General features: G+C 65.0%; 22 protein-coding genes. 11 read left to right on the forward strand and 11 right to left on the reverse strand.

Annotation, left to right across the window (positions count from 1 at the left end):
* Positions 1-46: 46 nt before the first annotated feature.
* The 8 genes from ACLMAJ_RS06385 to ACLMAJ_RS06420 form a co-directional block, all read right to left on the reverse strand.
* Positions 47-361: a putative quinol monooxygenase gene (locus tag ACLMAJ_RS06385; protein ID WP_412012574.1), complete on the reverse strand. Its 315-nt coding sequence runs from the start codon at positions 359-361 to the stop codon at positions 47-49.
* A 162-nt stretch (positions 362-523) separates the two neighbouring features.
* Positions 524-823, reverse strand: a complete 300-nt coding sequence (locus ACLMAJ_RS06390; protein WP_412012575.1) for a WXG100 family type VII secretion target — start codon at positions 821-823, stop codon at positions 524-526.
* A gap of 31 nt (positions 824-854) precedes the next feature.
* A complete protein-coding gene (locus tag ACLMAJ_RS06395) occupies positions 855-1,184 on the reverse strand; it encodes a WXG100 family type VII secretion target (RefSeq protein ID WP_412012576.1) in 330 nt (109 codons plus the stop codon).
* Positions 1,185-1,520: 336 nt separating this feature from the next.
* Positions 1,521-3,101, reverse strand: a complete 1,581-nt coding sequence (locus ACLMAJ_RS06400; RefSeq protein WP_412012577.1) for a serine/threonine-protein kinase — start codon at positions 3,099-3,101, stop codon at positions 1,521-1,523.
* A 93-nt stretch (positions 3,102-3,194) separates the two neighbouring features.
* Positions 3,195-4,418 (reverse strand): DUF7373 family lipoprotein, encoded by a 1,224-nt coding sequence (locus ACLMAJ_RS06405; RefSeq protein ID WP_412012578.1) that lies wholly within the window; start codon positions 4,416-4,418, stop codon positions 3,195-3,197.
* Positions 4,419-4,451: 33 nt separating this feature from the next.
* Positions 4,452-5,645, reverse strand: a complete 1,194-nt coding sequence (locus tag ACLMAJ_RS06410; RefSeq protein WP_423246475.1) for a DUF7373 family lipoprotein — start codon at positions 5,643-5,645, stop codon at positions 4,452-4,454.
* Between the two features lie 7 nt (positions 5,646-5,652).
* Complete coding sequence (locus tag ACLMAJ_RS06415) at positions 5,653-6,834, reverse strand: DUF7373 family lipoprotein (RefSeq protein WP_412012580.1); 1,182 nt, start codon at positions 6,832-6,834, stop codon at positions 5,653-5,655.
* 186 nt (positions 6,835-7,020) lie between these two features.
* Positions 7,021-8,223 carry a DUF7373 family lipoprotein gene (locus ACLMAJ_RS06420; RefSeq protein WP_412012581.1) on the reverse strand — a complete coding sequence of 401 codons (1,203 nt, stop codon included), beginning with the start codon at positions 8,221-8,223 and terminating at the stop codon, positions 7,021-7,023.
* 168 nt (positions 8,224-8,391) lie between these two features.
* On the opposite strand from ACLMAJ_RS06420, the gene ACLMAJ_RS06425 reads away from it, so the two are divergent.
* A complete protein-coding gene (locus tag ACLMAJ_RS06425) occupies positions 8,392-9,756 on the forward strand; it encodes an FHA domain-containing protein (protein ID WP_412012582.1) in 1,365 nt (454 codons plus the stop codon).
* 55 nt (positions 9,757-9,811) lie between these two features.
* On the opposite strand, the gene ACLMAJ_RS06430 is transcribed toward ACLMAJ_RS06425, so the two are convergent.
* Positions 9,812-11,257: a neutral zinc metallopeptidase gene (locus tag ACLMAJ_RS06430; protein ID WP_412012583.1), complete on the reverse strand. Its 1,446-nt coding sequence runs from the start codon at positions 11,255-11,257 to the stop codon at positions 9,812-9,814.
* Between the two features lie 107 nt (positions 11,258-11,364).
* Here ACLMAJ_RS06430 and ACLMAJ_RS06435 point away from each other — a divergent pair, with 107 nt between their 5' ends.
* The 5 genes from ACLMAJ_RS06435 (at position 11,365) to glmM (ending at position 18,352) form a co-directional block, all read left to right on the forward strand.
* Positions 11,365-13,830 carry an FHA domain-containing protein gene (locus ACLMAJ_RS06435; protein WP_412012584.1) on the forward strand — a complete coding sequence of 822 codons (2,466 nt, stop codon included), beginning with the start codon at positions 11,365-11,367 and terminating at the stop codon, positions 13,828-13,830.
* A gap of 64 nt (positions 13,831-13,894) precedes the next feature.
* Positions 13,895-15,592 carry a hypothetical protein gene (locus tag ACLMAJ_RS06440; protein WP_412012585.1) on the forward strand — a complete coding sequence of 566 codons (1,698 nt, stop codon included), beginning with the start codon at positions 13,895-13,897 and terminating at the stop codon, positions 15,590-15,592.
* Between the two features lie 144 nt (positions 15,593-15,736).
* Complete coding sequence (gene rplM, locus ACLMAJ_RS06445) at positions 15,737-16,180, forward strand: 50S ribosomal protein L13 (RefSeq protein ID WP_412012586.1); 444 nt, start codon at positions 15,737-15,739, stop codon at positions 16,178-16,180.
* Entirely contained in the window at positions 16,177-16,716 is a 540-nt protein-coding gene (gene rpsI / locus ACLMAJ_RS06450) for a 30S ribosomal protein S9 (protein WP_412012587.1), read from the forward strand. The genes rplM and rpsI overlap by 4 nt, the downstream gene beginning before the upstream one ends.
* A 259-nt stretch (positions 16,717-16,975) precedes the next feature.
* Positions 16,976-18,352, forward strand: a complete 1,377-nt coding sequence (gene glmM / locus ACLMAJ_RS06455; protein ID WP_412012588.1) for a phosphoglucosamine mutase — start codon at positions 16,976-16,978, stop codon at positions 18,350-18,352.
* Here the strand turns inward: glmM and ACLMAJ_RS06460 are convergent.
* Positions 18,349-20,007, reverse strand: a complete 1,659-nt coding sequence (locus tag ACLMAJ_RS06460) for an ABC-F family ATP-binding cassette domain-containing protein (protein ID WP_412012589.1) — start codon at positions 20,005-20,007, stop codon at positions 18,349-18,351. The two genes, glmM and ACLMAJ_RS06460, sit on opposite strands and share 4 nt — an antisense overlap.
* A gap of 156 nt (positions 20,008-20,163) precedes the next feature.
* Between ACLMAJ_RS06460 and ACLMAJ_RS06465 the strand changes: the two genes are divergently transcribed.
* The 5 genes from ACLMAJ_RS06465 (at position 20,164) to ACLMAJ_RS06485 (ending at position 23,471) form a co-directional block, all read left to right on the forward strand.
* The gene (locus ACLMAJ_RS06465; protein WP_412012590.1) at positions 20,164-20,355 is read left to right on the forward strand and encodes a PspC domain-containing protein; all 192 of its coding nucleotides are present in this window, start codon (positions 20,164-20,166) and stop codon (positions 20,353-20,355) included.
* A gap of 116 nt (positions 20,356-20,471) precedes the next feature.
* A complete protein-coding gene (locus ACLMAJ_RS06470; RefSeq protein ID WP_412012591.1) occupies positions 20,472-20,780 on the forward strand; it encodes a DUF6802 family protein in 309 nt (102 codons plus the stop codon).
* A gap of 210 nt (positions 20,781-20,990) precedes the next feature.
* The gene (locus tag ACLMAJ_RS06475; RefSeq protein WP_412012592.1) at positions 20,991-21,305 is read left to right on the forward strand and encodes a hypothetical protein; all 315 of its coding nucleotides are present in this window, start codon (positions 20,991-20,993) and stop codon (positions 21,303-21,305) included.
* Between the two features lie 58 nt (positions 21,306-21,363).
* The gene (locus ACLMAJ_RS06480; protein WP_412012593.1) at positions 21,364-23,076 is read left to right on the forward strand and encodes a hypothetical protein; all 1,713 of its coding nucleotides are present in this window, start codon (positions 21,364-21,366) and stop codon (positions 23,074-23,076) included.
* Positions 23,077-23,120: 44 nt separating this feature from the next.
* Positions 23,121-23,471 carry a hypothetical protein gene (locus tag ACLMAJ_RS06485; RefSeq protein WP_412012594.1) on the forward strand — a complete coding sequence of 117 codons (351 nt, stop codon included), beginning with the start codon at positions 23,121-23,123 and terminating at the stop codon, positions 23,469-23,471.
* On the opposite strand, the gene ACLMAJ_RS06490 is transcribed toward ACLMAJ_RS06485, so the two are convergent.
* Positions 23,444-24,298, reverse strand: coding sequence for a poly(ethylene terephthalate) hydrolase family protein (locus tag ACLMAJ_RS06490; protein ID WP_412012596.1), 855 nt, complete (start codon positions 24,296-24,298; stop codon positions 23,444-23,446). The genes ACLMAJ_RS06485 and ACLMAJ_RS06490 overlap by 28 nt on opposite strands.
* Positions 24,299-24,309 lie beyond the last annotated feature (11 nt).

Here is a 24,309-nt window from a genome sequence, read left to right on the forward strand (position 1 = left end):
GTGCATGGGTTCGCGGTGTGGTGTGGGATCACCGACCGTCTGTAGATCAGCCCGCCTCGGGCAGGCCCTTCGCCATGAGCGGCGACAAGAATTCGACTCGAAACGACTCGATGTATTCGCTTCGCTGGTCGAGAAACTGTCGTGTGTGTGGCTGACGTTCATGCTCGTCGAATGCCTCACGGTCGCGGTACACCTCATAGAATATCCGCGAAAGCGGCTCGCCCTCTACAGCATTGACCGCGTAGACCAGCGTGCCGGGCTCGTTCTCGGTAATGCTCTCAACGGTCTCGGTGACGAGCTGGTCGAATCCCGCTTCCTTGTCGGCATCGAATAGGTCGAACTTCACCACGAGTGCAAACATCGGCCCACCGTAACAGTGGTAAGCGCTCGCAGACCGCGAGTTCAGGACGTCGGCGAATCGCCCTGAACTTCTCTGCTTCGGGCTTTCGCGGCTTTCTCCTCTCAAAAATTCGTGCCCCCGGCAAATCTGCCGGGGGCACGAATGGTCTGAGTGGACGTCGTCTCAGAAGAGTCCCGCGAGAGCGGAGTCCGTGCCCTGAAGCTCGGAGTTGCCCTTGTCGATCAGCGTGCCGGCGCCGTGCAGTGTCGTGTTCAGCTGAACGACGTGCTGCTGCCAGCCGCGCTGGAGCTCGGTGAAGGAGTCGTTGGTCGCACCCTTCCAGTTCTGGGTGACGAATTCTTCGACCTTCTTGTGGAAGGACTCGAGTTCGTCCTTGATGCCTTCGGCCCGCTTGATGATCTGGCGCGCGCCGTCGGCGACACCCTCGAAGTTAGCGGAGATATTCTGCGATCCACCGGCCATTTTCAGGTTCCTTTCGTGCGAGTTTGAGGGATTAGACCGGGGGCAGGTCGAGGCTGGAAACCTGAGCTTGCACCTGCTGGGCGAAGTCGGTGTCCTGGGACTCGAACGACGAACCGGCCTTGATCAGCTTCTCCGAGGTCTCCATCAGCTTGTCGTTCAGCTTGTCGGCCTGGACGTAGTAGCGCTCCATGAAGGAGTTGAACGCATCGCGCGCCTGGCCCTGCCAGTTGGCGCCATTGGTGACGGCGTCCTCGTCAGCCTTCAACGTCCTGATGGCGATCATCAGGCTGTTGTGCTGCTCCTGGAACTCCTTCGCCTTCTGGGCGATCAACTCGGGACTCGCGTCAAGTTGCCCTGCCATTGCGGCTCCTCCTCTTTCTAATGTTGGTCAACATTGCAGGTGCGAGCTGACCTGTTCATATGTTTGGACGTGTTGTAGACCTGATCGGTTCCATCCAGTTTCGGAAAAAATCCGCTGGATGTTCGTCTCGTCGCGTGCGCGTTGTCGACCGGCTGCATCGTGGACGGAAGGCCTGGATGAGATCCCCCCGGACGTCTCGTAACGCGGTGCCGCCGCGTCGGTCGCTGCCAGCGCTCCGCTCCCCTCCTTCCCCCTGTGCTCGCTACCACCTGAACTCGCGAGTGGGCTGGCTGCGCATCACCCTACCCAATGGCGTGCCGTGACGCCAGGATTCCGCTACTTGGCGACCTTCGCCGCGATGGTAGGGATCATCTTGTCGATGAGAACGGCCTGCGATTGATCGGTCCAGACTTGGAAAGCCTGCACCGCAGACGGATCGTCCACCACCACGATGGTGCCCGTGGTCCGCATGATGGAACTCGGCAGGCCGCGCAGGCCGCCCTTTCCCGCGTCGTTGTCGGATCTGAGCACGATGACGACATCGGAATCGATATCCGAAGTAAAACCATTGACCGACAAGGAACGTGGTGATTTTTCATCGCCCGCCGTTTTGTACTTCGGGCTGTATTGGAAGCCGATGCTTTGCAGGAATTTGGCTTGTTCGCTCGGGTTCAGCACGGCCGACAGTGTGGCGTTGCCGAAATTGAAGGCGACAACCGACTTTCCCGAGAATTGTGGATTATCGTTGCGGACCTGGGCCAACTGGTCACCGCCACCGCCGGAATCCGACCCGCGGCTCGTTATGTAGAAGGTGCCCGCCGCGACAGCGGCGACAACGACGGCCAGGATCGCGGGCACCATGAATCTGCGGGAACGTGAGCGCCCGTTGCCGTTTCGCGCGGTCGCGACGAGGCGTTGGTCGGTGTCCTCGCGCTGCTGCGACGGGTATCCCGCGTTGGGCGCATGGTGGCCGGTCATCGGCGCGGCGGTGGGAATGCCTTGACCGGTGACGGGCGCGGCGAGCGGTACCCGATGATCGGTCACGAAGCCGGTCTCGGGCGCATGGAACTGGTTGCCGTACAACGCCGCTCCGGCCGCCTGGACGAATTCGCGGCAGGTGGCGTAGCGCTGTGCGGGATCCTTGGCCATCACCTTCTCGATCACGCCGTCGAGCGCGGCGGGCAGACCGGGGCGTACCGCACTCAATTTCGGCGGCGGCTCGTGCAGGTGACCCATCATGACCACCGCGGGCATCGTCGAAGGGTAGGGGTTCTGCCCGGTCAGCAGCTTGAAGAAGGAGCAGCCGAGGCTGTAGATGTCGGCGCGGTGGTTCAGATTCGTGCCGACCAGTTGCTCGGGCGGCGCGTAGGCGACGGTGGCCATGAAATTGCCGGTCGCGGTGAGGTCTTGGCCGTCATCCGCGGACTTCGCGACGCCGAAGTCGGTCAGCAGGACCCGTTCCTCGTCGTCGCCCTCCGCGGCCGACAGCAAGAAATTGGCCGGCTTCACATCGCGGTGCAGCAGCCCGCGCCGATGGGCGTAGTCGAGCCCCTTGCCGACCTCGGTCACGATCCGCAGCGCTCGCTGCGGTGTCATCGCTCCCGGCCCCTTCTTGGCCTCCTCCGAGGCGTCGGTGCCCTCGACGTATTGCATGGCGATCCACAGCTGACCGGCCTCTTCGCCACGGTTGTAGACCGCGACGATATTGGGATGGTCGAGCCCGGCGGCCAGATTCGCCTCGCGCTCGAACCTGGCGCGGAACTCGTCGTCGGTGGACAGATCGGCGCTGAGCACTTTCAGCGCGTCGCGGCGGGGCAGTATCGGGTTCTGCGCCAGATACACGGTGCCCATTCCGCCGGCGCCGAGGACATGAAGTACCCGGTAGCCGCCGACGATTGCACCGGGCCGCAACGCCATTCGGTCCTCCCTCAACGATGTCGAACGCCCGGAAACGCGAGCCTTCCGGAGAAATCTAGCAAGTCACCGCAATCCGGGGAGCTCGCACCGACCTCAGCTACTTGTGATCAGGGCGTACTGCGCGGTGATCTTCTGATGGAGATCTTGCAGTTGCCGCGCGACCGCCTGCACGGTGTATCGGTCGACCTGAAAGGTACAGACGTTCATGGCCACGGTCTGCTTATCGCCCGATCCGACCAGATCCGCATAGCATTCGATCTGTGTGAGCCCGGACGGCGAGGCGATCATCTTTTGATTCGGCTCCAGGGTGGTCGAGGGCTGCCACTCCTTCCACATGGCGCGCGCGCCTTTCTCGGTTTTGCTTCGGAGCACGACGGCGTCGCCGAACGAGACGAGGTCGACCTCGGCCTCCTCGAATCTCGTCAGTGACTTCGCGGTGGCCTGCAACAAAGACAGCGCGCCACGGCCGGTATAGAGGCCGTCGGGATCGGGGCGTAGCGGTAATTCCGGACTGCTCGGCAGCGTGCGTCCGAGCTGTCCTTGTGGATCGAGGGCGACGCGCTGTAATTCGCCCGCGGGCGTCGGCTGGAATTTGTCGATGAGCGGGAGCTGCACGTCGAGCATCCGCTCGACCTGATTCGTCAGGGCGGGCAGGTCGGGCGCGGAGGTGTCGTCGACGACTTTGATGAAGATGACATACCGATCGTGCACGGTCCACGAACCGATCGAGGAGATATCGGGTCGCCAATGGGCCGTGGTGTTCGGATGTTTGGTGACGGGAACCGGCTGGTTGTCGCTGCTGTAGGTGAAGTCGTCGTGTTCGAGTGCGGGGCCGACCGCGGATGCGGTCTTCGCGTCGGGGAACATCAGCGCCGCGATGTTCAATGTGCGTCGTGGGGCCTGGATTTCGCCGCCGGTCTGCCAGGCATTGACCCAGCCGGCGACCAAGTCCTTCGCGACCTCGTCGAAGGTGTCGTTGATGACGATGTTGTCGATGGTTTTCCGGTTCAGCACGATGTGCGGACGGATGTGCCACGCGTCCTCGACGTAGGACGGATCGGCCTCGAAGGGCAGGGCTACGAAGTCGGCGAGCCGCTGTGCCTCACGCGCGCGAGCTTGGCGCTCGCTCTTGGCATTACCGATAACGCGCGGCTTGGTCTGATAGTTGCCGACATCCCAGTTGGATATGTCGGGCTGGGTCCGGGTGGGGGTCCCGGACACCGCTGAACCGCAGGCGGCGGCACCCAGCGTCAGCGCACCGGCGAGGAGTAGAGCCCACGCGGCTCGAATCGGCGTCGATTTTACCGCGAGCCGCATGCCTGGCCCTTTCGTTCGCGTAGTCCACACTGCCTATCGCCCCTGAATCAATAGCTTGTATTGCGCGGCGACCTGTTGATAGAGCTGCTGCACATTCTTGTTCTCTATGCGCGCGACGTAGCGGTCGACTGCTACATAACACACCGGCGGATAACGAAAGGTGTTGCCTTTCGGGTCTTTCAGATCGAAGCATTCGACGCCGGGCATATGGGGTGGGCTGTCAATTGTTTTGTAGCCCTCGGCTTCTTGATCGATGAATGCCGCGATCAAGCGCTCTGCGGCATTGTTGTCCTTGGTGCGATACACCCGGTCGTCGGAATAGGTGACCAGATCGACGCCGGTGTCCGCGAAGGCGGCTCTTGCGAGATCGGGATAGAACTCGGCGTGCAGCGCAGCCTGTTTCGCCAGGACCATGGACAGATCGCCATTGTCCTTCTCCGAGGCGTTGCGTTCCAACTGCAACGTGCGGCTCAGCATCCCGTCGACGTCGATCGGCAGCGACCCGAGCTGGTCGACCGGAGTCGGGGTGTAGCTCTTCAGTCCTTCGAGTTGCTTGTCGAACGCGCGCCGCGCCAGCTCCGCCAGCGGTGCGGTGTCGACGGGTTCGGTGATCGGGTCTTCGACGCGGACCATCAGGAGCATGGTGTCCTTGGTGAGCTGGGCATCGAGATAGCGCTTTGTCACAGACCATTTCGCCGTGGCCGCCGGAATGCCGGGAATTGCTATCGGCGCACCGGGCAGTACCTGCTGCTGTCTGCCCGCGATTCGGGTGGCGGCCGTCGCTGCCGCAGTGGCGTCGGTGAAACGCAGTGCATACATTTCCAATGCGCGACCGAGGCCATAGGATTCGCGACGCTGTCCACGGGTGAACCAGCCCGCGACCAGGCCCGCTGTCAGATCCTTGAACTCCGTGTTGTCTATGGAGGGCAGCTCTTTCGAGCTCGCGGGCGTGATCCGCCGCTCCCAATACAGGGTCGGCTTGTAGATCAGCCTTCCGTCGACCTCCATCGGGAGCGGTGTCGCCGCACCGATCCTGGCCGCCTCCAAGCGTGGACCGGACGCCGCTGTTCGGGACGCTTCGATATCACGTGGCGCGGTCGGATAGTTGCCGACATCGAGTGCGGCGACATCGTAATCGGGGGAGTCGGCGCTACCGCCGGAGTCACCGCAACCGGTCAATGCGCCGAGCGTCGCGGCAATGGCCAGGCACAGGATTCGCGTTCGCATCACCGGTTCACGCCCCCTTCGCCAGCACCGCGTACTGCGCGGCGGCCCGCTGATACAGCGCCGTGTTCAGGCGAGAGGCCAACGGCGCCTTCGTGACAACGACGCCGACATACCGTCCGTAGACCACGGCGCAGAGCTGATCGAAATTCCTGATGACGTCGGTGATGTCGAGCTTTATGCACCGTGCGTCGGGCAGCCCGGGCGGTGGGTCGAGTACCTCGTCATTCTTCCCGGTCTTGACCAGCGCCGACTGGAGACCGAACGCGGTGGTGAGATCGCGTGTGCGATAGACGATCCCGCCGCGGCGGCCGACCAGATCGACGCCGCTGCGCTCGAATGCCTCTTTCGTTTCGCGCGGGCTTCGCTCGAAATGCAGCTGACCGGAGGGTTGGTAGGCGCCGAAGTCGTCGTCGGTGAGGAACGGATCGGAGTAGTCCGGCGACTTGGGCAGCGCCAGCCGCATAATGCCGTCCGGGTCGAGCGGCAGATCGAGGACATCATCGAGCGGCGTCGGCTGTTGAGTGTCCAACAGCTCGATCTGCCGGTTGATGGTCTTTCCGATGACTTCCGCGAGCGCGCCTTGATTCGGTTGCGGGACACCGGCGTTCGTCAGAATCAGGTACGGCCCGTGCGAGATGAACGAGAAGGCCGAGATGTCGGTGCCCGAGGATGCCCTCGCGTCCGGGTGGCCCTCGATCGGGATGCCATGACGCCCGGGTTCGGTGTTGGCGAGCTGATCGAACTGATCGGCTGCCCGTCCGGCCGCGGCATCGGTCGGAAAGCGCATGATCGAGATGATCAGCTTTTTCCGACTGCGCAGGTTGGTGTTGATCGCCGACATGTACACGCCGGCGAGCAGGTTGTTGTCCTCCATGGCCGGTCGAAACTTCTCGGGAATGTAGTTCGTTCCGATCATCGACCCGGCGTCGTAGGCGAATTTCAGATTGCCCGCGTCGGTGATGTCGCCATCAATCTCGAACGGGTGCGCCAGGTAATTGAGCATCCGTCGCGCCTCGATCAGCCGGACATCCGACGCACTGGAGATGCTCGGCCGGAAGGCCGTCGGCTCCGGGGTGAAGGCCCCCACCTTCAATGACGCCACATCCACCGGCGCCGAGCCCGGCTGCGGATGGCCTGAAACGTTGCTCGAACAGCTCACGCTTGCCACGGCCGCCGCTGCGATCAGCATCGCCAGCCCGCCTCTGAACCTCATTCTTCCCCGTCCCGGCGGCCGCTCGCCACCGTCCCTTCTCTACGGGACGACGGCAAGCCTCACAACCGCCCCCGTGTTCGGCGTAGTTCTCGCGGGATATTACTTCACCGCGGCGTGCCGCACGGGGCTCAGCTCGATCCGAGCAGGATCTGTTCCGCGCGGTCAGAGACTATTGGCGAGCAGTGCGTACTGCGCGGCGACCTTCTGCCGGACGTCGGGCTCTTTGTCACTGGTCACCACGCCGACGTACTGCTTGTACGGCACATAACACCGATACTTGTAGTCACGGTCGGTATCGCCGGTGCTGTTGAGCTCCAGGCACTTTGCGTTCGGCACGTCGTTGGGGGCGCTGATCGGGTCGAATTGGTTGCCGACGCTGCTGATGAGTCCGGTGATGAGCTTCTGGGCGGCGGCGAAATCGCGGACCCGGGTAACGGAACTGGCATCGACGATGGCGACACGGTCGACGCCGGTCTCCTCCATCAGGCGTTCGCGGACGACTTCGTCGTCGGAGGCGCTGATCATGAAATTCGGGCCGTAGACGGCGAAGCCGGTGCCGTCGGGGATGTGCCCCGCGCGGTTGTTGACCGCGACCCTTGCCAGCAAGCCTTCAGGATCGACCTTCAGCGTGGCGAGCTTGTTCTGCGGGGTGGGCTGGAATTTGTCCAGCGCGGGGATCTGGGCGGCGAGGGTCTTGTCTACCCAGCTCACCAGGTCGGCGCCGTCGGCCTTCGGACGCTGGACGAACAGCGAGATGACGAATTCCTTGTATGGCATGAAGGTGCCGATGGTGGGAATGCCAGGACGCCAATGGTTATAGGAGTCGGGATATTTCGTCGACTGGAGTTTGCGGTTGTCGGGGGAGATGGCGAGATCGGCGTCCTCCAGCTCCTTGGCGGCGAGCTTCGCGGCGGCCGCGTCGGGGAAGCGGAGCACGACATCGGTGATGGAGGTCGCCTCCGGTGCGGGCTTGTTCTGGCCGGGCGGATCGGCCCGGTCCGCGCCGACGGCCGCGTAGCCGACGACCATCTTGCGGTTCTCCAGGATCGGCTTGGACGCGTTGGCGAGGAAATCAATGGCATCGTCGGCGTTGGCGATCAGGGTGCTGCCCCGCCCATAGTTCAGCACCGGGTCGACCCGAACCGCAGGGACAACGACCTCGGACATGCGCATGCCCTCGAGTAGTGCACCGTTGGCGCCCGCCTCCTGGGAGTACTTGTGGTGGTCGACCGGATACGTCCCGACCTCCAGCTTTCGGACATCCAGCTCCCCGGCGGCCGGTGTTCCCGGCACGCTGCATCCGGTCAGAACACCCGCAACTCCGATACAGGCCACGGCAAGCGCGATGCGCGAGATCCGAACCATGACAGGCCCCTCATTCCTCCCGGTTGTGCATCTGAAGTTACCGGAATGGCGTGGAGAAAGTTCACGGTTGTTCGAGCGACCTGCAAGCAGTCGCAAGTTGCTGGTATTGCCATACTCTGGTGTCGTGACGACGAACCCGAACTCCACATCTGTCGGGGGCCGATACCGTTGAAGGATCGGCAGGTCGAGGTTGTCACCGGAGGTCATGCCGTCGCCAGGATCGACGGTGCCCTCGTGGTCGTCGCCAATCGCGGGCTCGGCAGGCTGACGCCGCAATCACCTGCCGTACTCGCCCTGGAATCGCTTGCCGAGTTGATTCGCGAGGTGTCCGAGCAGCAGCCGACCGGACCGGGTGCGCTGGTGGCGCGGCAGGCGACTCGCTGGCTGATGAAGCACGCCGAACAGATCAGCCCGGGGCAGCCGATCGATTTCGGTGTGCTCAGCGCGGCCGAGAGCGGTGGCGTCGCGATCTTCCTGCACGGTTCGGTTACCGCGGTATTGGCCGGGGACGGCACGTTCGAGCAGTACCGCGGCCGCGACGCGGCCTTCACCGTCGATCGCGTCGCGAGCGTCCCCGCGCGTGCCGTCGCGTTGTTCGTCGACGATGCGCGTGGGCGTATTCCCGAACTGCCCGCGGAGCGTGGGATCGGCTGGCTGGTCGAGGGCATCGCGCAGGCCGGCGGGGCGATCGTCTGGTCCGATCCGGTGCGCGGCCGGTCCGGTGTGGTCGAGCACAGCGACCCGCATCGGCACATTCCGCCGACGGCGCGCGTCGGACCGGACGTAGTGGCGAGTGCTGATCCGGACGTGGCGCCGAGTATCGATCCGAACCCGGTGCCGAGTGCAGATCCGGATTTGGTGCCGAGCGTCGATCCGGACGCGGACCTGTACCCGACCGGTACGCAGGCCGCGACCGCGATGCTCGATTCCGATCAGGATCAGCATGCTCTCGACCCGCATCACGCGCCGACCCAACTGGGTGGCACCAACCCTGTGCCGCAACCGGATCCGGATCTACAGCGCAGGCTGGAAGCGACGGCAAAGGCGACCTTCCTCACCGTCAAGGTGCTCGGATTCAAGTGTGCGCGTGCGCATCCCAGCGACCCGCGGTCGGCATTCTGCACCGTGTGCGGCATGCCGGTCGACCAGACCCAGCAGTTGATCGAGGTGGTGCGCCCACCGCTCGGCATGCTGATCCTCGACGACGGCATAACCTACTTGCTGGCCGCGGACGCGGTGCTCGGGCGCGATCCCGAGCATTCGGAGCAAGCGCGGCGCGGCATGATTCCGCTCAAGGTCGACGATTCCTCCGGCGGAATGTCGCGTGCGCACGCGGAAATCATGCTGGTGAATTGGGATGTGTCGGTGGTGGATCGGGGCTCGACCAACGGGACACGCACGAGGATGCCCGGTTACCGCGACTGGGTCCGGCTCGGCCCCAACCAGCCGATGATGCTGGTGCCGGGCGCCGAGCTGATGATCGGTAATCGGGTGCTGCGCTTCGAGCCCGCCGCGCCACCGCCGTTCGGCTGAACTGTTCGAGCGGTGCTGTTTCGAGCGACCTGCAAAGCAGTCGCCAGCGGGATGCCTATGAATACCGCGACGTGCAGGTGGTCTCGCCGTTGAGAACGCCCGCGCGGAACGCGTCCACCCGGGAGAACCCGCTCGGTACCGTCCTGCCCTGCGCGTCGCTGGCCGCGAGCCCATCGGTGAGCAGCCCGGACACAGCCTCGTCGAGATCGCCTGCGGCGAGGGTGATGTCGCCCTCAGAGACCGGCCGCCCCGCCTGAGCGAGCTTGCCGGTGACGACCCCGGACAGACACGCCGCGCGCAGTCCGGTCTTCGCACCGACCAGCGGCTGACCGTTGCTCTGCTGGACGGCGAGGGTATATCGGGAAATGAATACGACGTAGCCGTTGTAGTCGCCGGTCACCTTCAACGGCAGCGGATTGTCCACGTCGAGGTTGGAGGTGCCGCGCTGCGCGAGTTCGGGGATGTCGGTCGCGATGGTGTTCTTCGCAGGACAGTAGGAGACGGGTTCGGTGGTTACGCCGTTGCGGCAGTCGATCTTCGCGCCCGCGTAGTCGTAGGTCGGGGCCTGGGTGATCGGCAGGATCGCGGCGAGCGCCTTGCTCAGCTCGATCAGGTTGTCCTTGGTGATCTCGAATTCGCCGCGGCCCTCGTCGCCGGTGAAGCTCTGCGGCAGATTGCCGCGCCGCCCCGCGATCTCATTGAAGTCGATGGTCTTGCACGCCTTGGGGCCATCGGTGAAACCGATCTGCACGGCGGTGACCCGTTCGAAGGCCGAGCCGTGCACGCTCTCGGGATCGTCGGGGTTGGAGTCGCGGATCGCGACCGTCGCGGCGAGTACCGAGTTGAGGCCGTCGGAGGTGTTGATGGTGAAATGCGCGGCGCCGCCCTCGGCCACATGCCGCATGAACGCACCAGCGAAGCAGTCGGCCTGCTGCTCCTTGACGATCACCGGGTCCTTGGGGCCGACGATTTTCGCCATGCTCTGGATGGCGTGCCCGTATTCGTGGGCGAGCACCATCACCACCGACATCTTGCCGAAGGTTTCCTCCATCGTCGGCAGCAGCACCGAGCGATCCCAGCCGATGGAGTTGTCCAGTCGGCAGTACGCGGCGTTCACCAGGTGGTAAGTGGTTTCCTTGCAGAACTCGAGCGCCTGACTCTTCGGCGCCTTCGCGCTCCAGGAGATGAGTTTGTCGACCGGCTTGAAATCGCCCTCGAATTCCTTGCCGAACTCGGTGCGCCAATAGGTCTGGATATCGTCGACAGCGTTGAGTGCGAGGGTATCGGTCGCGCTGCGGTCGCCATTGATCGCGGTGAGGTCGGCGTCGGGGACATCGGATCGCGGCCCGCTCGGTCCGCTGGTTGTCGGCAGCCCCGCCACTTTGAACGGATCGTCGTAGACCGATACCGCTCGGCCGTCCACCGCCCGTGTGCAGCCCGTCAACAGGGTGACCGCGCACAGTACGACTGTAATGACCGTGGTCGCTGTGATTTTCGGCAAGGCTCCCCCTGGTCGGCCGGAAAGGCGTTCACATCGGTCACCGGATCGGGGTTGATGGCGCATCGGGGGCACCGCCGATGTCCGGGTGATGGAATAGTATCCGCTGCATGTCTTCACCGGGGGCGCAGACCATCACCGTGCGCCATGATGGAACCGAACGGGTCTTCGATTCGAGCACACAGATCACCATGGGCCGCGCGCCGGAAGTGACCCTGTTTGTCGACAGCCCACTCGTCTCACGGGTGCATGCGACGTTGACCTGGCAGGGGAGCGCCTGGGTACTGACCGACAATGGAAGTACCAACGGTGTTTTCGTGGATGCGCGCAGGCTCGGCCACCCCGTATCCATCGATCGCCCGATACAGGTTCGGCTCGGCGATGCGATCACTGGGCCACTGCTGCATCTGCTCCCCGCTGTACCGCAGCCGAGGCAGGCACGTACCCACTCGACTCCGCCGCCGGCCCAGCAGCAGCAGCGTCGGCCGCCGCAGTCCGCGCCGCTGCCACCCGTGCAGCCACCGCAGAACGTCCCGTCACAACAGCTCAATATCAACATGACGACAAGGGCCGACACCTCGGCGCTGCCGCCCCGCCGGGCCCGGACGTCCACCGCGGCCATCGCCCGCGGCGACCGCCTGCCACCCGGCGGGCTCGACATCGGCCGCACCACCGACAACCAGATCGTCGTCAACGATCCGCTGGCCTCGCGCAAACATGCCCGCCTCGTCGCCGCCACGGAGGGCCTGACGATCGAGGACCTCGGTTCGGCGAACGGCACCTTCGTCAATGGGCGCCGTGAGCAGCGGTCGGTGCTGCGCGAGCGCGACATCATCACCATCGGCAATATCGACTTCGTCGTCCAGCAGGGCACTTTGGTGCATCGGCAGAAGCCGGTCGCCGAGCAGGGCCTGCACGTGCACGGTGTCGGGTTCACCGTCGAGGGCAACAAGCAACTGCTTGTCGACGTCAATATGCAGGCGGGTCGCGGCACGCTGACCGCGCTGATCGGTCCCTCCGGCGCGGGCAAGTCGACGTTGTCCAAACTGATCGCGGGCACCACCCAGCCTTCCGGCGGTGTCGTCACCTTCGAGGGCCGCAATCTGCACGCCGAATACGAGGCGCTGCGTTCGCGCATCGGCATGGTGCCGCAGGATGACGTGCTGCATCGGCAACTCACCGTGCGCCAGGCCCTCGGCTACGCCGCGGAACTTCGCCTGCCACCGGACAACAGCAAGGCCGATCGTCAGCAGGTGATCGACGGTGTGCTGAAGGAACTTTCACTCACCGAGCACGCCGACACCAGGGTCGACCGGCTTTCCGGCGGGCAGCGCAAGCGCGCCTCGGTGGCGCTGGAACTGCTGACGGGTCCGTCGCTGCTGATCCTGGACGAGCCGACCTCGGGTCTCGACCCGGCGCTGGATCGCCAGGTAATGGTGATGCTGCGCGAGTTGGCCGACGCGGGGCGCGTTGTCATCGTCGTCACGCACTCGGTGGCCTGCCTGGACATGTGCGATCAGGTGCTGCTGCTCGCGCCGGGCGGCAAGACGGCCTTCTGCGGCCACCCGGCCGGAGTCGGCGGCGCGCTCGGTACCAACGATTGGGCGGAGATCTTCGCCAAGGTCGCCGCGAATCCGGACCAGGCGTTCGCCGCTTATCGCTCCAGACAGGCCTCCGTCGCGCCACCTCCGCCGCCCGCGCAGACAGGGCCGGTGGGCAATCCGCCACAGTCCGGCGGTGGCAAACAGTTCTCCACCCTGGCCCGACGGCAGGTCCGGCTGATCTTCGCCGATCGCGGATACCTGGCATTCCTGGTGATCCTGCCGTTCATTCTCGGCGTGCTGTCACTGGTGGTGCCCGGCACGAACGGCTTCCAGCGCGGCGCACTCGCCGCGCTACCCGATGGCACCTTCGCCCCGACCGGCGGCAGCGAGACCCAACAGCTGTTGGTGGTGCTCATCCTCGGCGCCTGCTTCATGGGTTCCACGCTCAGCGTGCGTGACCTGGTCGGTGAGCGCACCATCTTCTTCCGCGAGCGTGCGGTCGGGCTGAAGCCCTCTGCCTATCTGATGGCGAAGATCGCGGTCTTCAGCGTCACGGCGTTCCTGCAATCGGCGGTGCTCGTCGGTATCACGCTCGCGGGTAAGAAGGCGCCCGCCAGCGGGTCGGTGATCGGGAACGGCAGTGTCGAGCTGTACCTCGATATCTCGTTGACCGCGGTCTGCTGTGTGGTCTTCGGTCTGCTGCTTTCCAGCCTGGCGAAGTCGAACGAGCAGGTGATGCCGATGCTCGTGGTGATGATCATGGCCCAGTTGGTGATGGCGGGCGGGTTGATCCCGGTGACCGGCCGTGTTGTACTCGAGCAGTTGTCATGGCTTTTTCCGGCCCGCTGGGGATACGCCTCCGGGGCGTCGACGGTGAACATTCGCGAGGTCTTCGTCACTGCGCAACCGGACACCCTCTGGCAGCACAAGTCGGATATCTGGACGCTGGACATCGTGATGCTCGTGGTGATCACGTTGATCCTCGCGATCTTCACTTGGAGCAAGTTACGGCTGAAGAAGTCCGCGGCGTGAACCCGTGTGGTACCGGTGATCGACCCGGCGCGCTGCGCGTGTCGGACGCACACCAGGCAGACTGATGACTGTGACGGTGCGAGTAGGGGCAGTACATCTCGGTTGGGATGTGGTGTCCGTGGCTGCGGGTGGCGGCGGGACGCCGATCCGCCCGGTTCAGGTGGAAGGTACATATACGCCACCGGCGTATCTGCTTGCGGATGCGTCGGGGCGGCTGCATACCGCCGGGGTGGAGCGGCAGCGACCGGACCTCGGGATGGCCATCGCCGACGTGCGCGACATTCTCGGACATCAGCAGATCGTGATCGCGGGCGCGACCTGGCCCGCGGAACTGGTGATGCGGGCGCGCATGTACAACCCGCTCGCGTCCGTCGGCAAATATCTGCGCGGTAAGCCCGATGTGGTGGCCCTTCCCTTTCCCGACGGCTGGCCGGACGAGAAGGTCGAAGTGTTCGCCGAGCTGGTCGAACAGCTGGATGTCGCCGTCGAGCCGCTGCCGGAGAGCGTCGCGCTGTCGGGGTATGTGCGTGCGCTCGGGCTGGTCCGCGGGCCCGACGAGCGCAACCCGAGGGGTATCGGCGCCACCGGTGTTTACTCCGACGGCAGGACCATGCTGGTTGTCGCGGTTCACGGCGATGACGAGCATCCGACCGAATCGGTCGACGTCACGGTCAACGCGGAGTCCATGCGTGACGCCCGATCCGCCGACAATGTGGTGATCGAGGTGATGGCCGCGGCCCGTTCGATCGGCGCGGACACCTCGACGGTGCTGCTGTCGGGCAACGTGTGCTTCAACGACGCGCTGCGATTGGCCTTCCAGAATCATCTCGGGCACCGGTTGCAGGTGGCCGATCATCCGATGCATGCGCTGGTGCTGGGTGCCGCGCATCTGCTGGCCACCGACAACGAAAACGGCGAACCGGAATCGGCGGGCAGGCACGCGGAACCCGCGCCGCAACGATCGGCGGCCGCGCCGCCGCACCCAACGGGGCCGTCACCGGCCGAGACCGGGCAGCGTCAGGTAGAACAACATCAGACCGACGCGGCACAGGGCCGCCCCGATCCGTCGCGGCCACGAGGGGAAACGGTCGTGCAGTACGGCGCCGGGTACCCGACGGTCGGACCGCAGGACCCGAGCCAAGAGGCGACGGCCAGGGGCACGCACGACGAGGTTCCACGCGGCCTGCCGCCGGGATTGGCCGAGCTGGGCAGCCGCTTCACCAGGCCGCCCGGCCAGCAGCCCGACGAACAGCGGCCACCGGCCCCGCCCGCACCGCAGCAAGGTCCGGTTCCGAGCGGTCAGGTGCCGCCGCTCGGTCCGCGAACCACGTATGGGCCGCCGCAGGGCGGTCCGGAGCAGGCACGGCACGGTCAGTGGCAGCAACAGCCGCCCGAATCGGACGACGACGATGACAAGCCGCGCAAGGGCAAGCGGTGGAACAAGCTCAAGGACAACCTGTTCGGCGCGAACGTGGTGATCGGTGCGGTGGCGCTCGCCATCGCGGCCATGCCGTCCGACAGCGAGCCGGCCGGTTCGGTGGCACTCGCCTCGGTGTCGTGCGCGGTCACACCGCAGGTCATCGGCGAGCACCGGCAAGGCCTGACCTCGGCGCACGGATTCCAGGCCGACGGGTTCGAGCCCATTGGCTCGCAGAGCGATGCCGACGGGCCGGACTGCGTGCAGCCGAGCATCGACACCCTGCGTTACGTGGTCCCTGGCTCGCCCGGGTCCGTCGATCCGGGTCCGCCCATCGCGATCTGACCGGTTTCGGTTCGTCGTAGCCCGACTGGTATCGTGGCCCGTTGGCGTGTGGAACGTTCGTCGAGGTCCGGGTCTCCACCGGCCGCCGGAACCGCCTCGACCGCATGCTTGGCCGGCAACACCGACTACAGACAGGGAAGCACTGTGCCTACGTACAGCCCCAAGGCTGGTGACGTGACCCGCAAGTGGTACGTCATCGATGCCACTGACGTAGTGCTCGGCCGTCTTTCGGTCCAGGCAGCGAATCTGCTGCGTGGCAAGACGAAGCCGACCTACGCACCGAACTTCGATGGTGGCGACTTCGTCATCATCATCAACGCCGAGAAGGTTGCCATCTCCGGTAACAAGAAGGCGGACAAGCTGATCCACCACCACTCCGGGTACCCGGGTGGTCTCACGTCGCGCACTGTCGGTCAGGTGTTGGACACCCGCCCCGACCGTCTCGTGGAGAAGGCCATCAAGGGCATGATCCCGAAGAACAAGCTCGGTAACGCCATCGCGAGCAAGCTGAAGGTCTACGCAGGCCCGACGCACCCGCATGCCGCTCAGCAGCCCATTCCGTTCGAGATCAAGCAGGTGGCCCAGTGACCGCGCCCGAGGAATACACCGAAGAGTTCGTCGATGAGACCGCTGAGGCGGCAGAGGCTGTCGACGCCGACGGCACCGTCGAGGTCGTCGAGGAGGAGTACGGCTACGAAGCCGACGCCGAGCCCGACACCTTCGCCCCGGTCCTGATCGAGCGTCCGGTGCAGACCGTCGGCCGCCGTAAAGAGGCTGTCGTCCGCGTCCGCCTGGTGCCCGGCTCCGGCAAGTTCGTGCTCAACGGCCGCACCATCGAGGATTACTTCCCGAACAAGGTGCACCAGCAGCTGGTCAAGTCGCCGCTGGTGACCGTCGAGCGGGCCGAGTCCTTCGATATCTTCGCCCGCCTGCACGGCGGCGGCCCGTCCGGTCAGGCAGGCGCACTGCGCCTGGCGATCGCGCGTGCCCTGATCGAGGTCACCCCGGACGACCGTCCCGCCCTCAAGCGCGCCGGCTTCCTCACCCGTGACCCGCGTGCCGTCGAGCGTAAGAAGTACGGCCTGAAGAAGGCCCGTAAGGCGCCTCAGTACTCGAAGCGCTGATTTTGGCCACGTCGGCCGCAGTCTTCCGGCATCCTGGTTATGTCGGAGACGTCTGCGGTCGACGCGGCACCTGTGCGAGAGCAGGCTTCCAGCACGGCTGGGCGCCTGCTCTCGTGCTGTATCGACAACTTGCGGCGTTTGCGGGGCCCAGCCTGTGCGCGTATACCTTGCCAGGGCCACATCGACGGTCCTCAGGCTGTGTACCCGCCGCCTCCGGGCCCGTCGCGCACGCAGCGGAGCTACCCATGAGGGGCGAGGTATGGGACGTTTGTTCGGCACCGACGGAGTCCGCGGACTTGCCAATGAGTCGTTGAGTCCGGAACTGGCACTTCAGATTTCCGGCGCGGCCGCGCAGATCCTGAGTCGCGGCAAGAAGCGTGCGCTCGCGGTGGTCGGCCGCGATCCGCGAGCCAGCGGCGAGATGCTGGAAGCCGCGGTAACCGCGGGCCTGACCGCCGCAGGCGTCAATGTGCTGTCGGTAGGGGTACTTCCGACGCCCGCCGTCGCCTACCTCACCGGCCTCTACGACGCGTGCCTCGGCGTAATGATCTCCGCCTCGCACAATCCCATGCCGGACAACGGCATCAAGATTTTCGCCGCGGGCGGGCACAAGCTCGACGACGCGATCGAGGACCGGATCGAAGCGCTGATCGCCGAGGGTGCGCCATTGCGCCCGACCGGCGCCGCCATCGGACGGGTCCTCAATGCCTCCGGCGCCCGCGATCACGGGCTGGTCACTCCCGATCAGTACAGCGTGGCGGGCACACACGAACGCTACGTCGAACATCTGGTCGAGGCAGCAGGTCAGGATCTGACCGGGCTGACCGTGGTCGTGGACTGCGCACACGGTGCGGCCTCCGAAGTGGGTCCCGCCGCCTACCGTGAGGCGGGAGCGACGGTGATCGCCATCAACGCCGAACCCGACGGTATGAACATCAACGACCGTTGCGGATCGACGCACCTCGATCAGGTCAGCCGCGCGGTGCGCGAGCACGGCGCCGATCTCGGCATCGCACACGACGGCGACGCCGACCGCACCCTCGCCGTCGATGCCGATGGCGCGATCGTGGACGGAGACGCCATCCTGGCGATCCTCGCCATCGCCATGCATGAGGCCGGTGAGCTGGTCGAGGACACCTTGGTCGCAACCGTCATGAGCAATCTCGGCCTGCACATCGCCATGCGCGAGGCCGGAATCACCTTGCGCACCACCGCGGTCGGGGACCGCTATGTTCTGGAGGACCTGCGCCGTGGCGGGTTCAACCTCGGCGGTGAGCAGTCCGGCCACGTGGTCTTCCCGGACTTCGGCACCACCGGCGACGGTATCCTCACCGGCTTGAAGCTGATGGCGCGGATGGCGCGGACCCGTCGCACCCTTGCCGACCTGGCGTCGGTGATCACGACGGTGCCACAGGTTTTGATCAATGTCCCGGTCTCCGACAAGTCGCTCGTCGCGACCGCTACCGAGATCCGCGAGGCGGTCGTCGAGGCCGAACGAGTGCTCGGCGACTCGGGGCGAGTGCTCTTGCGCCCCAGCGGAACCGAATCGCTTGTCCGGGTGATGGTCGAAGCCACCGACCCGGTCCAGGCCCAGCAGTTGGCCGACGATCTCGCTAAGCGAGTGGCGTCGATCTAGTCCTCGGTGAGGTGGCCGTTGTCCATCCGCCAGCGGCGGGTGGAGTGCACGGAGTCCAGCATGCGGCGGTCGTGGGTGACGAGCAGCATTGTGCCGGTGAAGGATTCGACGGCTTGCTCCAGTTGTTCGATGGCGGGCAGGTCGAGGTGGTTGGTCGGTTCGTCGAGGACGAGCAGGTTGACGCCGCGGGCCTGGAGCAGGGCCAATGCGGCGCGGGTGCGTTCGCCGGGGGAGAGGGTTTCGCAGGCGCGCGTCACGTGTGCGCCGCGCAGGCCGAACTTGGCGAGCAGGGTGCGGACCTCCGCGTCCGGCCAGTCGGGCATTTCCGCGCCGAAAGTTGCTGCCAGCGCGGTACTTCCGCGGAACAGGCCGCGAGCCTGATCGACCTCGCCGATTTCGACGCCGGACCCGAGCGCGGCAGTTCCGTTGTCCGGCTGCATCTTTCCCAATAGCAGCGCGAGCAACGTCGACTTGCCGGATCCGTTCGCGCCGGTCAGCACGATGCGGTCGGCCCAATCCACCTGCGTGGTAATCGGACCGAGTGTGAAATCACCGCGGGTGATGGTCGCGTTCGACACGGTGGCGACCACCGAACCGCTGCGGGGTGCCGCGGCGATCTCCATCCGCAGATCCCACTCTTTGCGTGGCTCCTCCACTACGTCGAGTCGTTCGATGCGGCGCTGGGTTTGGCGAGCCTTGGCGGCCTGCTTCTCGGTGGATTCGGCACGCATCTTGCGACCCGCTTTGTCGGAGTCGACCTTCTTCGGGTCGCGGGTTTTGCGGCGGGCGTTGCGGACGCCGTGCTCGAGCCAGTTGCGCTGCATCTGGGCCCGCGCCTCGAGGCCGGACTTGGTGTCCGCGAAATCGTCATAGGCCTCGCGGGCGTGCTGGCGGGCGATCTCGCGCTCCATCAGGTACGAGTCGTAGCTGCCGTCGTAGACGCCGACCTGCTGCTGCGCGAGATCGAGCTCGACGATCCGATTCACCGTGCGCGCCAAGAACTCCCGGTCGTGGCTGATCACCATCAGTGGTTCCCGCACGCCGGTCACGAACTGTTCGAGGCGTGCGAGGCCGTCCAGATCCAGGTCGTTGGTCGGTTCGTCGAGCAGCAGAATGTCGAAGCGGGACAACAGCACCGAGGCGAGTCCCGCGCGGGCCGCCTGGCCGCCGGAGAGCCCGGTCATCGGGGTGTCCAAACCGCTGGCGAGGCTGTCGGCAAGGCCGAGGTCGGCCGCGACTTCCCCGGCACGCTGATCGAGGTCCGCGCCGCCGAGGGCCAGCCACCGCTCCAGGGCGGGGGTGTAGTCGTCCTCGCCGCCGTCGGCGAGGCCTTCCGCGGCGGTGTCCATTGTCTGCTGCGCCGCGGTGACACCGGTACGGCGGCCGAGGTATTCGAGGACGGTCTCGCCGTGCACGCGCTCCGGTTCCTGCGCCAGATATCCGATGGTGGCGTCAGGCGGGCTCAGCGTGATGCTGCCGGTGGCACTGTCGCGATCGGCGAGCATGCGCAGCAGCGTCGACTTACCCGCGCCGTTCACCCCGACCAAACCGATCACGTCGCCGGGGGCCAGCGTGAGATCCAGGTCCTCGAAAAGGGTGCGTTCGCCGTGGCCTGCGGACAATCCGCGCGCATGAAGAGTGGTGCTCACCTGCATAGTCTGCCGTGCTCGCTTTTTCGGGCTTATGGGGGCTGGACCCTGAGTACGAGCCACGGAGAAATCAGGGTCGGCATAGGTCGTGGGACCGATGTGCCGACGGGCGTTTCCACGGAGAGTGGAGATTACCGAGATCAACACAGGAGAGAGAAGATCATGACCGCACCCGCTCGCCGCCTCACCCGCTCCACCTCCGACAGCTGGTTCGCAGGCGTCTGCGGCGGCATCGCCGAATACTTCGGCTGGAACGCCAACGTCGTCCGACTCCTTTTCGTGCTGTCCTGCCTGCTCCCCGGCCCCCAGTTCATCGTCTACCTGGTGCTGTGGCTGATCATCCCGAAGAAATAACAGTCCTCGACGAGTAAGGGGCTGCGTCAGGGACTCGCGGATGACAGGATGGGAGCGGCTACCCGGTACTCGGGTGAAATGCCGCACTGTCACGCGAGTCCCGATGAGGAGGAGTCATGGTCACCTCGGGCGAATTCCCCGGCCTGGATCTACCAGGCGTCGACGCGTCCTCCTCGCTCGAAGGTTTGGGCCCGGTCGAGCTGCATGACCCCACACAGGACATCGACGGCGACGGCACCCTCGACACCGTCACCACCTCCGGCCCCGAAGCCATGCAGGTCTGGTCCGACTACGACCATGACGGCGTCGCCGATCAGGTCACCGTCGTGGAAAAAGATGGCGACTACGCGGCGTGGGAGTTCCACCACAATCCCGACGGGACCTCGGGGTGGGTGCGTACCGATCAGGGGAAGATCGGGCAGTAGTCGCGGGGAGCACGTACCATTCGCGCGGATCCTGCGCGTGTCAGGTGTCGATTGAGGCGCATGGCCATGCCCAGTAGATTCTCGCCTACGACTCGAGACGGCACGGCCGTAGATCGATGGAACCGAAAACGGATCGAGCGCGTCGAATGTAGTAGGGCAATATTCGGCGTGCTTTGGATCGATGTCGATTAGGCAGAGGGAGGGGTCGCTGTGGCAGGCGAGGACAGAGTTGGCGTCAAGACTGGGGAATTGGGGGCGTTGGGCAGTGACTTCCGGCGGTCCGCGACCGCGGTGCAGGACCAGCGCAAGCGTGTGACGGAACATATGTTCGGCGTCGGTAATGACGAGGCCGGAAGGAACTACTCGCAAGAAGGAATCGCGGTGCACCGCGGACTGGAGCGGATCGAGGCCTGGCTCGGGCACTGGAGCACCGCCACCACAGCCACGGGTGACGCAATCGGCGCATCAGTCGTTGTCTATACGGAGCTCGACGAAGACAGGGCGTCGGAAACGGACAAGAAGTGAGTACCCGAGTTGTCTGGTGCCTGTGCAGGTCATTCCGAGTATGTGAGGGGTCGGACTCATGACGGTTCCTTGGCAGGGGAAAGAGATCGATACCCTTCTTGATGAAGGCCGCGACGGTCTCCAGTACTGGACCAAGTTCATGCCGCTCTATGAGTTGGCGTTCGGCGGCAATGGGGGACGTGGGGACGTCAACAAACTTCTGGCTCTGTACGACGAGCAGAAGGGCATGAAAGTCTCCAAGCTCGAAGAGTCGGGTGAGTCCCTGAAGACCGCGTTGGCCGAGGTCGACACGCAATGGGATGCGCAACAGGGCCTGGCGCGTCAGCTTCCTACGCTGTGGCAGGGAACGGCGGCGAACTCAGCGCTCGACATGATCGGGAAGCAACTGGCACAAGCCGATGAGGACCGGCAGCACGCGCGCGCGGCGATGAAGGTGATGACCGAGATGGGGGGAGCCTTGCGAACTTCGGTCGCGGCCAAGGCCTTCAACGCGCGGGAGTTGCTCGAGGGTCCGCTCGGTGGCAGCAAGGTTGTGAAGATCGATGGCAAGACTCCTGATGATGTGAAACTGATCATCGACGTCTACAAGGCGCGTGAGTGGATCAGTGCCGATCAGGTTCGTGAGTTGGGGCATGTGTTTCCGCAACTCGCGGTCCCGGAAGACAAGATAAACAAGAGCCACCTCGGATTTATAAACTCCGATAGTCAGAACATGCTCACTGGGGAGTATGGAAAGAAAGTCGCGACAGTGACCGGGGATTGGCTCCAGAAAACGTTCAAGGCGGATTTCGACCGCAAACTTGCTTTATATATCGACACCTGTGCGGAAGTCGACAGATTCTTCAAGGGACAGTACAAGAATCTGACCGACGCAATGGCACAGGTGTCAGAAAAGGCGTACCCGAGACCTGCCGGGCAGCCCAAGCCGGTTACTCCGAGTACGCCCAGCACTCCTAGTACTCCTAGTACTCCGAGTACTCCGAGTACGCCTAGTACTCCGAGTACGCCCAGTACCCCAAGTACACCCAGTACGCCCAGTACCCCGAGCGCAACCCCCGCCAGTACCAACCCGATTTCGAGCGCGCTGACGGGCCTCGCTTCCCTGAGCCAGGTCGGTACACAGCTCGCCACAGCTGCGAGTCAAGGGCTGACGTCGCTGACCAGCACCATCAAGGAAGGTCTCGATGAGGCATTGCAGCAGATCGAGAAGGTCATAGACCCGACGAAAGCCGAAGACAAAGACGGCGACGGCAAGCCCGATGAGAAGCAGGACGGCAAGCCTGACGAGAAGAAGGACGGCAAGCCTGGAGCCGAGTTCGACCTGGCCGGGAAGCACCTGAAGTTCGAGATGGGGCCGGACGGTCAGCTCAAAGCTGTGGTGACCGACGCGGACGGGAAGACTCACGAGTACGGCCTCGAGCTCGATGAGAAAGGCAACCCGGTCATTTCCACTGATGACCCGAAGGGCGAAGACCCCAAGGACGAGGATGGAAAACCGCCTGCGGCTGAGGGGACGCCGCCGGGCAATCAGAACCCGGGGCAGCCCGGTGCGCCGACCGGGCCGCCGCCGCAAGATGGCGAACACAAGCCACCTGCATCCGAAGACGTACCGCCACCAGACGATCAGGCCCCAGGCTCACCCGGTTCGATGCCCGGCGTGCCGCCCGCGCGACGCACGGAGGACGGCGAACACAAGCCGTCGCCGATCCCCGGTGATCCCGGGGAGCCCTTTGATAGCGGCGCCGAATTGGCAGAGGCCGGTCCGTTGTGAGTCCACAACCGACGACTATCGGGTGACCATCGAGGAGTTCGAGCATGGTGAATTACGTCGAAGAAGCCAGGCGTCTTGCCGAAGAGAATCAGCGGCGGATGTCGATCCTCCTCGGTGAGTTTCAGGAGGTCCAGGAGGACACCGCCAAAAATGGTCGCGAGTTCGCCGCCCAAGCGGCCGCCGAAATGAACCAGTTCTGGGAAGAACAGGCGCCGGCGACCGAACAGGCAGAGAAAGAGGCGGAAGAAAAAGAGCGTCTCGAGACGGAGGCTCGCGAGCAGCGCGAGGCCATCGCACGATCGATCGCTGCCCGCAAAGCTCATGGCACCGTCACCCCCGTGGACGACGACGACCCTGAGGGCGAGTACTACCGTCGCAAGAGCTGGCTGATCTGACCGATAGAGAGTTTCGGCTTCTCCTCGTCGCGGGGCGCGTCGGGATCGATGACGGTGGTGTGGCGGATCACCGCTTCGGGGTCGGCGAAGGGGGCGTAGGTCTTGTCGTTGAGGAGTTTGTGGAGCAGGTAGCCGGTCAGTAGGGCGCGGGTGGTGCGGGCGGTTTTGGACTCGTGCTTGCCCGCGCCGAGGGCGGCGAGGGCGCGGCGGCCTTCGATGATGCCGTTGTTGGAGGCGCCGTCGAGTTGGCGCAGGATCGCGGGGCCTGCCCAGGCGGTGGCGAGGGGGATGGCATTGGAGCTGACGGACTCGATATCGGAGCCCGTGAGGATCAGGGCGGGGGTGTCGATGTCGGTGGCGAGGGTTTCGGCGGCGGGCGCGGTCGGCGCGGGGAAGAGGGCGGCGACCGCGGCGACCGGACGCTGCGCGGCGGCGATCACCGCGGCGCCCGCGCCCATCGCGTGACCGGCCAGCGCGAGGCGGTCGGGGTGCACGCTGATCGTGCCGTCACCGAGCCGGACACCGGTGCAGATGTCGAGGGTGGTGAGCAGATCGGTGGCGAGGCCGAGGTGTGACGGAATCGGACCGCGCTCGGTGTTGGGGGCCGCCACCACGAAGCCCCAGGACGCGAGGTGCTCCAGTAGGCCGCGATAGTTGGAAGTGCTGGTCAGCCAGCTGTGGCCGAACGCGACAGCGGGCAGGCTCAGTCCCGACTCGGGCGTGTACACCACCCCGGGCTGGCCTGCGATCGCCAGATTGCCGCGCAGCACCCGATGTGGGCCTTTGCTGGTCAAGGTGCTCAGAAGTGCTTTCACAGACGCCGACACGACGAGAACGT

This window comes from Nocardia arseniciresistens (assembly GCF_046764875.1).
In the GTDB taxonomy this organism is placed as follows: domain Bacteria; phylum Actinomycetota; class Actinomycetes; order Mycobacteriales; family Mycobacteriaceae; genus Nocardia; species Nocardia arseniciresistens.

Excerpts from the sequence above, each read along its gene's own strand:
- ACLMAJ_RS06385 (WP_412012574.1), bottom strand. The coding sequence starts at position 361 with ATGTTTGCACTCGTGGTGAAGTTCGACCTATTCGATGCCGACAAGGAA.
- ACLMAJ_RS06390 (WP_412012575.1), bottom strand. The coding sequence starts at position 823 with ATGGCCGGTGGATCGCAGAATATCTCCGCTAACTTCGAGGGTGTCGCC.
- ACLMAJ_RS06395 (WP_412012576.1), bottom strand. The coding sequence starts at position 1,184 with ATGGCAGGGCAACTTGACGCGAGTCCCGAGTTGATCGCCCAGAAGGCG.
- ACLMAJ_RS06400 (WP_412012577.1), bottom strand. The coding sequence starts at position 3,101 with ATGGCGTTGCGGCCCGGTGCAATCGTCGGCGGCTACCGGGTACTTCAT.
- ACLMAJ_RS06405 (WP_412012578.1), bottom strand. The coding sequence starts at position 4,418 with ATGCGGCTCGCGGTAAAATCGACGCCGATTCGAGCCGCGTGGGCTCTA.
- ACLMAJ_RS06410 (WP_423246475.1), bottom strand. The coding sequence starts at position 5,645 with ATGCGAACGCGAATCCTGTGCCTGGCCATTGCCGCGACGCTCGGCGCA.
- ACLMAJ_RS06415 (WP_412012580.1), bottom strand. The coding sequence starts at position 6,834 with ATGCTGATCGCAGCGGCGGCCGTGGCAAGCGTGAGCTGTTCGAGCAAC.
- ACLMAJ_RS06420 (WP_412012581.1), bottom strand. The coding sequence starts at position 8,223 with ATGGTTCGGATCTCGCGCATCGCGCTTGCCGTGGCCTGTATCGGAGTT.
- ACLMAJ_RS06435 (WP_412012584.1), top strand. The coding sequence starts at position 11,365 with ATGTCTTCACCGGGGGCGCAGACCATCACCGTGCGCCATGATGGAACC.
- ACLMAJ_RS06440 (WP_412012585.1), top strand. The coding sequence starts at position 13,895 with ATGACTGTGACGGTGCGAGTAGGGGCAGTACATCTCGGTTGGGATGTG.
- glmM (WP_412012588.1), top strand. The coding sequence starts at position 16,976 with ATGGGACGTTTGTTCGGCACCGACGGAGTCCGCGGACTTGCCAATGAG.
- ACLMAJ_RS06460 (WP_412012589.1), bottom strand. The coding sequence starts at position 20,007 with ATGCAGGTGAGCACCACTCTTCATGCGCGCGGATTGTCCGCAGGCCAC.
- ACLMAJ_RS06465 (WP_412012590.1), top strand. The coding sequence starts at position 20,164 with ATGACCGCACCCGCTCGCCGCCTCACCCGCTCCACCTCCGACAGCTGG.
- ACLMAJ_RS06470 (WP_412012591.1), top strand. The coding sequence starts at position 20,472 with ATGGTCACCTCGGGCGAATTCCCCGGCCTGGATCTACCAGGCGTCGAC.
- ACLMAJ_RS06480 (WP_412012593.1), top strand. The coding sequence starts at position 21,364 with ATGACGGTTCCTTGGCAGGGGAAAGAGATCGATACCCTTCTTGATGAA.
- ACLMAJ_RS06485 (WP_412012594.1), top strand. The coding sequence starts at position 23,121 with ATGGTGAATTACGTCGAAGAAGCCAGGCGTCTTGCCGAAGAGAATCAG.